This window comes from Streptomyces sp. MBT65, assembly GCF_016612545.1.
GTDB lineage: Bacteria > Actinomycetota > Actinomycetes > Streptomycetales > Streptomycetaceae > Streptomyces.
On sequence record NZ_JAENRY010000025.1, the window covers coordinates 42,221 to 51,296 of the forward strand.

The 9,076-nt window shown below is 71.6% G+C and carries 6 protein-coding genes; all 6 read right to left on the minus strand.

Annotated elements, in window-relative coordinates:
- Positions 1 to 8: 8 nt before the first annotated feature.
- Positions 9 to 1,943, minus strand: a complete 1,935-nt coding sequence (gene asnB, locus JHN63_RS08410; RefSeq protein ID WP_200678438.1) for an asparagine synthase (glutamine-hydrolyzing) — start codon at positions 1,941 to 1,943, stop codon at positions 9 to 11.
- A 2-nt stretch (positions 1,944 to 1,945) separates the two neighbouring features.
- Positions 1,946 to 3,499, minus strand: coding sequence for a Wzz/FepE/Etk N-terminal domain-containing protein (locus tag JHN63_RS08415; RefSeq protein WP_200678439.1), 1,554 nt, complete (start codon positions 3,497 to 3,499; stop codon positions 1,946 to 1,948).
- Positions 3,496 to 4,863 carry a Wzz/FepE/Etk N-terminal domain-containing protein gene (locus tag JHN63_RS08420; protein WP_200678440.1) on the minus strand — a complete coding sequence of 456 codons (1,368 nt, stop codon included), beginning with the start codon at positions 4,861 to 4,863 and terminating at the stop codon, positions 3,496 to 3,498. Before JHN63_RS08420 ends, JHN63_RS08415 begins: the two co-directional genes overlap by 4 nt.
- Complete coding sequence (locus JHN63_RS08425; protein ID WP_200678442.1) at positions 4,860 to 6,125, minus strand: glycosyltransferase family 4 protein; 1,266 nt, start codon at positions 6,123 to 6,125, stop codon at positions 4,860 to 4,862. Before JHN63_RS08425 ends, JHN63_RS08420 begins: the two co-directional genes overlap by 4 nt.
- Positions 6,115 to 7,431 carry a nucleotide sugar dehydrogenase gene (locus JHN63_RS08430; RefSeq protein WP_200678445.1) on the minus strand — a complete coding sequence of 439 codons (1,317 nt, stop codon included), beginning with the start codon at positions 7,429 to 7,431 and terminating at the stop codon, positions 6,115 to 6,117. Before JHN63_RS08430 ends, JHN63_RS08425 begins: the two co-directional genes overlap by 11 nt.
- A 70-nt stretch (positions 7,432 to 7,501) precedes the next feature.
- Positions 7,502 to 9,001, minus strand: coding sequence for a sugar transferase (locus tag JHN63_RS08435; RefSeq protein ID WP_200678446.1), 1,500 nt, complete (start codon positions 8,999 to 9,001; stop codon positions 7,502 to 7,504).
- Positions 9,002 to 9,076: the final 75 nt, after the last annotated feature.

Here is a 9,076-nt window from a genome sequence, read left to right on the forward strand (position 1 = left end):
CCTGATTCCTAAGCCGTCGACCGAGTGCTCTGGGCGGAGCCAGAGGTCGCGTCGCGATACCAGTACTCGAGGGTCAGTACGTGCCACAGATGCTTGGAGTAGTCCGCCTGTCCGGCGGCGTCCTCGGCGACCATCCGGGCCAGCGCGTCGCGGCGCAGCAGCCCGGACTTGACGAGCTCGCCGTCGTTGACCACCTCGCGCACCAGCGGTGCCAGGTCCCGGCTCATCCAGGCCCGCAGCGGAGCGCTGAACAGGCCCTTGGGCCGGTACACGATCTCCCGGGGCAGGACCGAGGTGGCCGCCTCCTTGAGGACGGCCTTGCCCTGGCGCCCGACGATCTTGCGGTTGCCGGGCACGGCGAACGCGGCCTTGACCACCTCGATGTCGACGTACGGCACCCGGACCTCGGTCGACGCGGCCATGCTGGAGCGGTCCGTGTAGGCGAGGTTCAGGCCCGGCAGGAACATGCGGGCGTCGGTCAGGCACATCCGGTTGACGAAGTCGTCGAGGTCGTTGTCCTGGTAGACGTCCGTGTGCTCGGTGATCACGTCGTCGACCGTGCCGGCCAGGTCCGGATTGACCAGCGCGAGCAGCTCGTCCTGGTCGTACATCGTGTAGCTGCGCCGGAACGCGGTCTCCTCCGGCAGACCGGCGAAGGAGAGGAACCGCTTCGCGAAGCGCACCGAGCGGTAGCCGCGGGTGGCCGAGGCGACCGGCAGCCGGTCCACGACCCCGGACACCCCGCGCCGCAGGGGTCGCGGGACGCGCTGGTAGCGCAGCGCGAGCAGGTTGGCGAAGTGCTTGCGGTACCCCGCGAACAGCTCGTCCGCGCCCATGCCCGAGAGCATCACCTTGACCCCGGCCTCCCGGGCGGCCATGCAGATCAGGTACGTGTTGATCGCGGCGGGGTCGCCGATCGGCTCGTCCAGGCTGTACGTCATCTGCGGCAGCAGGTCGAGCACGTTGGGGGCGATCTCGATCTCGTGCAGGTCGACGCCGAACTGCTGGGCGACCTGCCGGGCGTAGCGCAGGTCGTCCGGCATCGCCTCGAACTTGGCGTCCTCGGCGCGGAACCCGATCGTGTAGGCGGAGATCCCGGGCTGGTGGCGGGCCGCCAGCGCGGTCAGGTAGCTGGAGTCGAGGCCGCCGGAGAGGAAGGTCGCCACGGGTACGTCGGAGATCAGGTGGCGCCGGGTCGACTCCTCGACGATGGCGGCGAGGTCCGGCCGCTCACCGGCCAGCGCGCGGTCCCGGCCCTCGGCGGCGACGTCCTTCAGGTTCCAGAAGCTGCCGCGCTCCACCCGGCCGTCGGGCCGGCAGCGCAGCCAGCTGCCGGGCGGCAGCTTCTCCGCCTCGCGGAACGCGCAGCGGGAGTCCGGCACCCAGTAGTAGAGCAGGGAGGCCACGAGCGCCGCCTGGTCCACCTCCAGGGACTTGCCGGTCGCGGCGGCGAGCGCCTTGAGCTCGGAGGCGAACATCAGGCCCTCGCCGCGCCGGAGCAGGAACAGCGGCTTGATGCCGAGCTGGTCGCGGACGAGCACCAGGTCTCCGGTGCGCTCGTCGAAGATGCCGAACGCGAACATGCCGCGCAGCCGGGGCAGGCAGTCGGTGCCCCAGCGCCGCCAGGCCTCCAGCAGGACCTCGGTGTCGGAGGTGCCGCGGAAGCGGACCCCGGTGGCCTCCAACTCGGCCCGCAGTTCCGGTGCGTTGTACAGCTCGCCGTTGTACGTCAGGGCGAGGCCGTCCGAGACCATCGGCTGGGCGCCGGTCTCGGACAGGTCGACGATGGCCAGCCGGCGGTGCCCGAGCTGCACCTCACCGTCGCCCAGCGGGTGGCCGTAGCGGCCCGAGCCGTCCGGGCCGCGGTGGGCGAGGGTGTCGGTGAGCCGGTCGGTGACGGCCTTTCCGTCCGGCCATCGGTACGTGCCCGCTATGCCACACACGTCTACCGCACCTCCTGGTCGTTGTCCGGGACCCGTGCGGCCCGTATCGGCTGCCGTTCCGCGAGCCGTCGTTCCTCCCCCACTGCCTTGACGGCGTGGGAGGCAGCCCCACCGCTCTGCCAGGTCGGCGGTTCGCTGCGGCCGCGCAGCGCGTTGGCGAGGCCGTCCCACAGCGTGCCGTCGGTCCGGTCGCGCGGATCGGGGTCGATCAGCACCACGCCGATCACCGGGATGCGCTGGTCCGCGAGCTGCCGTGCCACGGTGTGCAGCCAGGCGGCGCTGCCGTGCCCGGCGCGGACGACGAGCACGGTCCGGGTGCCGAGGTGCTGGAGGTCGGTCCACGCCGTGCCGGGCGCCACCGAGCCGACGCCGATCCTGCTCTCCTGGGGCGACAGGGCCGGGGCGCGTTCGGCGCCGACCACGGTGGGGTCACCGGGTTTCGGGCGGCGGCCCGAGAGCTGGGTGCCGGGGAGGCCGTCGACGACGGTCACCGGGCCGTCCTCGCCCAGGGCCCGGGCGAGGCCGAGGGCGATCGTGGTGGTGCCGCGCGCACAGCCCAGTTCCAGCAGCGACAGGGGTTCCGCCGAGCCGCGCGCGGTGCGGGCCAGCGTCGTGGTGAGCCGTTCACGGGCCAGCCGGGTGCGCTTGCGCTGCCACAACCGGCCCGACCTGCGCGGCAGTTCCGCGATGACCGAGGCGCCGAGGTTCGCCGCGATGTCCCGGCGCAGCACGGGGCGGTCCGCGACCACCACGCCGACGGCGGCCAGCGCGAGCCCGAGGAAGAGCCCGAGGACGAGCCCGACCACACCGTCGGTGACGAGTGCCTTGGGCAGGGAGTGCCGTACCGCGCGCGGGGCGTCCACGATCTGGGTGGCGGCGATGAGCTGGGGCGCGCCGACCCGCGCCTCCTCGGCGCGTTCCCCGAAGTCGGAGATCCGGGAGGTGAGTTCGGCCCGCTGCGCGAAGAGCGACTCGATGCTCGCCGCGTCCTTCGGGTCGGTGTCGGGTGTCCGGCCGCCGATCGCCCTGTTGACGTCGGCGAGCTCCGCCTTGATCCGGGCCTGCTGATCGAGCAGGCCCTGGGCGTTGGCGTTGGCGATGTCCCGGATGCGCTGGGCGTGGTCCGCGACGAAGGCGTCGGCCAGCGCCTTGGCCCGGGCCACCGCCTCCGCGTCCGTCTTGCCCGTGACGTCGATCTGGAGGACGTTGTTGGTCAGGCCGGCGCCCCGGTAGTCCCGCATGAAGTCCTCGGGTTTCTCCGAGGACTTGAGGGCCTTCAGGGCCCGGTCGGCGATCCGCGTGGTGGCCAGCAACTGGGCGTCGGTGCGGATCAGTGTTCCGGGGTCGTTCGGCTGGTCCTCCTGATGCGCGACCAGCACCTTGGTCTCCGCGGCCGGCGCCGGCGGCAGCACGACCGCCACGGCCGCGCCGCCCAGCAGTCCGAGGACCGCCATGGCGCCCCACAGGCGGCGGCGTCGGCGCACCGCGACCACCAGCCCCTGGAGGTCGAGGAGCGGCGTGGAGGCCGACGACTCCGAAGTCGTGCTCGTCGTCACGCTGAATCTCCTGTCGCGTGGCCCTGTACCGCGAACGTCAAAGTGGCGTCGTCCGCAAGGCGTTCGGCGGTTTCCGTCGGTCGGGTGCGGACCGTGCCGGCGACGACGACGCCGACGACCTCGTGCCCGCCGTCCGTGCACGCCTCGGCGATGCCGGCGAGTTCCCCGGCGGTCCAGCTCCCGGCGCTGAGGACGGCCAGGACACCGGACTCGGTGGCGCGGTCCGGCACGATCGGCCGGTCCACCGAGACCTCCACCAGCCGCAGCAGCGGATCGCCGCCGGCCTCGTTGACGAGCTGTCTCGCGGCCCGGCGGGCCACCTCGTCGCCTTCCGGTACGACGACCAACAGCCGCCGGGGGGCGGGCAGTTGGTCCTTGAGGCGGGCGCACACCCGCCGGTATCGGATCCGCCGCTCCGCCTCGTCGCCGGACCGGTGCGGGGTCGGTGTGTCCCATCGGGTGTCGGTGCCGAGCAGCCGGCGGAGCCGGGCCCGTGAGCCACTGCCCTCGGGGTGCTGCCCGCGCTGTTCACCGGGCACGTCGACGACGCCGAGGAACGGCGAGCCGAGCGCCGCGGCGATCTCCGGTTCGGTGCGCAGCCGGCGGCTGACGCGTGCGGCGGCGAGATGGCCGACGATCGCGAGCAGGAAGAACAGCAGCGCACCGGCGCCGATGAGCTGGGTCCGCGTCGGCGCCGCGGCGCCGGTCGGCCGGGGTGCCGGGCCCATGACGACCATGTTGGCCTTGGCGGCCGTCGGGTCGGCGTCCTCCAGCTTCTTCAGGGCGTCCTGAAGCGCGGTGCGCAGCCCCTCCAGCTCGGTGCGGGCCTGCACGCTCTCCACGGTCTGCCCCGGATCGGCCGCGGTGGCCAGGTCGGTGATACGGCGGTTGGTCTCCGCGACCTGCTTGCGCAGCGCCTCCGTGGCCGTGTCCGCCGCGGGGTCGGTGCTGCCGCCCGCGATACGGGTGGCGAACGTGACGAACTGCTGGGCCAGTTGATCGGAGAGCCGCTGCGCGCGCTCGGGGGTGTCGGCCGTACCGGACACCTTGATGATGTTCCCGTCGTCCGCCTTCGCGCTCACGTCTTTCTGCAACTCGGTGCCACTGACGCCCCAGTTGAGCGCGGCTGCGGCCCGGTCGACCACCGCCGAACTGGTCGCGATGTCCACCTGGGTCAGCAGTTCGCGCTCTTCCCACTGGCCCGGCAGCAGGACCGATGCCTCTGCCGTGTAGCGCGGCGGGAGCAGCAGCACCGAGGTGCCGTAGCCGAAGAGCGCGCCCACTACGGCGAGGACGGCCAGCAGCCGCCACCGCCGACGGAGAATCCGTCCGATCGTGACCAGGCGGATCGTGTCGTCATTCAATGGAGCGGCCTCTTCCCCGTACGGAGCGGCCCACCCGCGGACACCGGGGCTTGGCCCCGGCAGGCGGCGGTGTAGGCGGCGAGCAGTGACGCCTGCGAGTTCTCCCAGGACAGCGGTCCGCTGATCCGCTCCTGGCCGATCTTCCCCATCCGGGCCCGCTTCTCGGGATCGTCGAGGAGCAGCGCGACGAGCTTGGCGAACTGGGCCTCGTCGTTGGCGGGCGCGTAGACGGCGGCATCACCGGCGGATACGCGCGCCTCCCGGAGGTCGAACGAGACGATCGGCCGTCCCATCGCCATGTACTCCAGGACCTTGTTCATGGTCGACACGTCGTTGAGCGGATTGTGCGGGTCGGGAGACAGGCATACGTCGGCGGTGCACAGGTAGCGCACCAGGTCGGCGTCCGGGATGCGTCCGGTGAACTCCACCTGGTCGGAGAGGCCGAGCTGCCGGGACAGTTCCACCATCGCGTCGAAGGCGTCACCGGCCCCGACGAAGACGGCGTGCCAGTCGGTACGGCCGACCTCGTCGCGGAGTTTCGCCAGGGCCCGCAGGGCGTAGTCGACACCGTCCTGGGGGCCCATCACGCCGAGGTAGCACAGCAGATGGGGCTTGCCCTGCTTCAACTCCGGCTCCGGCGGGACCGGTTGGAAGCGGTCGGTGGCGGGCGCGCTGCGCACCACGAAGACGTCCTCCGGCCGCTTGCCACCACGGCTCAGCGCGACGTCCTTGTAGCTCTCGTTGGTGGCGAGCACGATGTCCGCGGTCCGGTAGGTGCGCCGCTCCAGCGCGCACACGGCGCGGTAGAGCAGGTCCTCGCCGCGGTCGAACCGGGAGAGGTACAGCTCGGGCACCAGGTCGTGCTGGTCGAAGACGAACCGCGCGCCGCGCCGCTTCATCCACAGGGCCGGCAGGAACAGCAGGTCCGGCGGGTTGCAGGCGTGCACCACGTCGACCGGGCCGACCTTGCGGGCCAGCCGGATCGTGTGCCACAGCGCCGATCCGTACTCCCGCAGATAGCCGGCCGGTCCGCCGGTGGCCGCGCGCAACGGGTAGCGGTGGATCCGCACCCCGTCGATCACCGCCTCCGCCTCCGTGTCCCGCTTCTCTCCCCGGGGGCAGATGACGTGCACCTCCCAGCCCGCGTCGCGCAGCGTGGTGCATTCCTGCCACACCCGCCGGTCGAAGGGGACCGAGAGGTTCTCCACCAGGATCAGCGCGCGACGGCCTGTGCCGTCGCCGCCGGTCTCGTTACCAAGCAAGGCCCATGTATCCCGGTTCGGTCCGGCGCACTTCGGCGTCGGGAAGGCGGATGAGGTCGACTATCAGGGGTTCGCCCGCGTGGGGCAGCGCCGCCAGTACGGCCGGGTCCTTGCTCCCGACCAGGCACACCTCCGCGTGGTCGAGCACCTCGTCGACGGAGTCGGCGAGGAGCTGGGCGAGGTGCGGCAGCCGGCTCTCGATGTACTCGCGGTTCGCGCCGAGCAGTCGGGAGAGGCTCACGTTGGCGTCGTAGATCTTGAGGTCGTAGCCCTTGCCGAAGAGCCGTTCCGCGAGTTCGACGAGCGGGCTCTCGCGGAGGTCGTCGGTGCCGGGCTTGAAGGAGAGCCCGAACAGGCCCACCTTGCGCTTGCCGGTGCGCTCGACCATGTCCACCGCGCGCTGGAGGTGGTCGGAGTTGGAGGCCAGCACGTGGGAGAGGATGGGCACCGAGACGTCGGCCCGCTGCGCCGCGAAGACCAGGCTGCGCAGGTCCTTGGGCAGGCAGGAGCCGCCGAAGGCGAAGCCGGGGCGCAGGTAGGCGGGGCTGATGTTCAGCTTGCGGTCGGCGAGGAACACGTCCATCACCTGGTGCGAGTCCACCCCGAGGGCCTGGCACACGGCGCCCAGCTCGTTCGCGAAGCCGATCTTGAGGCCGTGGAACGCGTTGTCGGCGTACTTGATGGCCTCGGCGGTCGGGATCGGCACCCGGAACACCTCACCGGGCAGGCCCTCGTACAGGGCCGCCACCGCGTCGCCGCTCGCCGGGTCTAGTTCGCCGATGACGGTCTTCGGCGGGTCGAAGAAGTCCTTCACGCTGGTGCCCTCGCGCAGGAACTCCGGGTTGACCGCGACTCCGATGTCCACCCCGGCCGTGCCGCCGACGTGCTTCTCCAGGATCGGCACCAGCAGGTTGAGGCAGGTGCCCGGGAGCATCGTGCTGCGGAACACGACGGTCTGCCGTCCGCCCCGCTCGGCGAGCGCGGCGCCGATCTCCTCGGTGACCCGCTCCAAGTAGGTCGTGCACAGGCTGCCGTTGGGCTCCGACGGGGTGCCCACGCAGATCAGCGACACCTCGCTGTCCGCGATCGCCTCGCGGACGTCGCGGGTGGCGCGCAGCGCTCCGGTCCGCACGACCTCGGCGATGAGTTCGCCGATACGTTCCTCCACCACCGGGGCCTTGCCGTCGTTGACCAGGTCGACCTTCACCTGGTTGACGTCCACCCCGATGACCTCGTGCCCCATGCTGGCCAGGCACGCGGCCGACACACAGCCCACGTAGCCGAGCCCGAAAACGCTGACTCTCATGACCGCTCTCTCCCCCCACGCAGGCCCCTGCGGCCTGCGGTCCGCGCGCCGGTCGGACGACCCCCGCGCATCAGTAGGCCCCCTGCCCGTGGATCACGGCACGCAAGGTCTTCCACAAGATCACTGTGTCCAGGGCCAGCGACCAGTCCTCCACGTACCGCAGGTCGAGCCGGACGGCCTCCTCCCACGGCAGATCGCTGCGCCCGCTGATCTGCCACAGACCGGTGAGCCCGGGCTTGACCAGCAGTCGTCTTCGGATGTCCGGGCCGTACTCGGCGGACTCCTCCGGCAGCGGCGGCCGGGGGCCGACGAGCGACATGGACCCGGTGAGCACATTGATGAGCTGCGGGAGCTCGTCGATCGAGTACCGGCGCAGCACCGCTCCCACCCGGGTCACCCGCGGATCCCGGCGGAGCTTGAACAGCAGGCCGGCGCCCTCGTTGCGCTCGGCCAGTGCGGCACGCGCGCTGTGGGCGTCGGCGACCATGCTGCGGAACTTCAGCATGGTGAACTCGCGGCCGTCCTTGCCGACTCTGCGCTGGCGGTAGAACACCCCGCCCCGGCTGTCCATCAGCACGAACAGCCCGACGAGGATCATCAGCGGTGCGAACAGCACCAGCAGGAACGCCGCGCCCAACCGGTCGACGACCCCCTTGATCGCCCGGCGGCCTCCGGTGAAGGTCGGCATGCTGACCCGCAGCAGCGGTATCCCGAGCACCGCGTCCACGTGCAGCCGCGGGCCGGCCACCTCCATCAGCACGGGGGCCACGATCATCTCGGCGTCGCTGCCCTCGAGGTTCCAGGCCAGCCGCTGCAAGCGGTCCGGTGACCAGTGCGGGTCGGGGGTGACCGCGACGACCCGGTAGCCGTCGTGGCGGACGTGCTTGGCGACGTCCTCCAGCAGGCCGATGACCGGCACGCCGTCCAACTGGTCGCCGTCCAGGCCGCCTTGCTCGCCGTCGACCCCGCGGCCGTCGGTCGTGCACACGGCCTCCACGCGCCAGCCGAGGTGCGGGAACTTGCGGGTCCGGCTGATCAGGTCGCGCACGGTGGCCGGGCTTCCGGCGGCGAGCACCGGTCTCAAGCAGCGTCCTTCGTTGCGCTGTCGGTGCAGCCAGAGACGGAGCACATACCGCTCGGTCATGGTGACGATCGCGATCGCGGGGATCGCGACGAAGATCCAGAGCTTGATGTTGCGCGAGGTCAGCGCGATCCCGCCGAGTGCCAGGACGACGGTCGCCGTGAACAGCGAGCGTCCCAACCGGCGGAATTCCTCCGCGCCCTGGCCGAGTACGGCCGGGGACCACGAGCGGCTGATCGCCAGCGCACCCAGCACCAAAACTTGGGTGCCGAAGGCGAGAATGCCCCATTTCTCATGCCAGTTGGCCGCGTCCCGGGCCCCGAAGAAGTCGCCGATGGCCCCCACCACGCAGGCCGTGGCCACGGTGTCGCTGAAGATCACGGTACGTCTGTACCGCTGTTCCCACTCGATCGCCGGCTGTCCGATCGCCCCGTTCGCCAGACGCTCGCGCGCCGACGGAAAGGGCCCGACTATTCCCCCCTGCCGCACTGAACCCCCCAAGGTCCCCAGTGGTGTTGACGTGGTCGCCGCACACTGTCACTCCCCTACGGGAGGCCCCCGCCC

Coding starts and splice junctions, on each gene's coding strand:
- JHN63_RS08430 (WP_200678445.1), bottom strand. CDS start 7,431: ATGAGAGTCAGCGTTTTCGGGCTCGGCTACGTGGGCTGTGTGTCGGCC.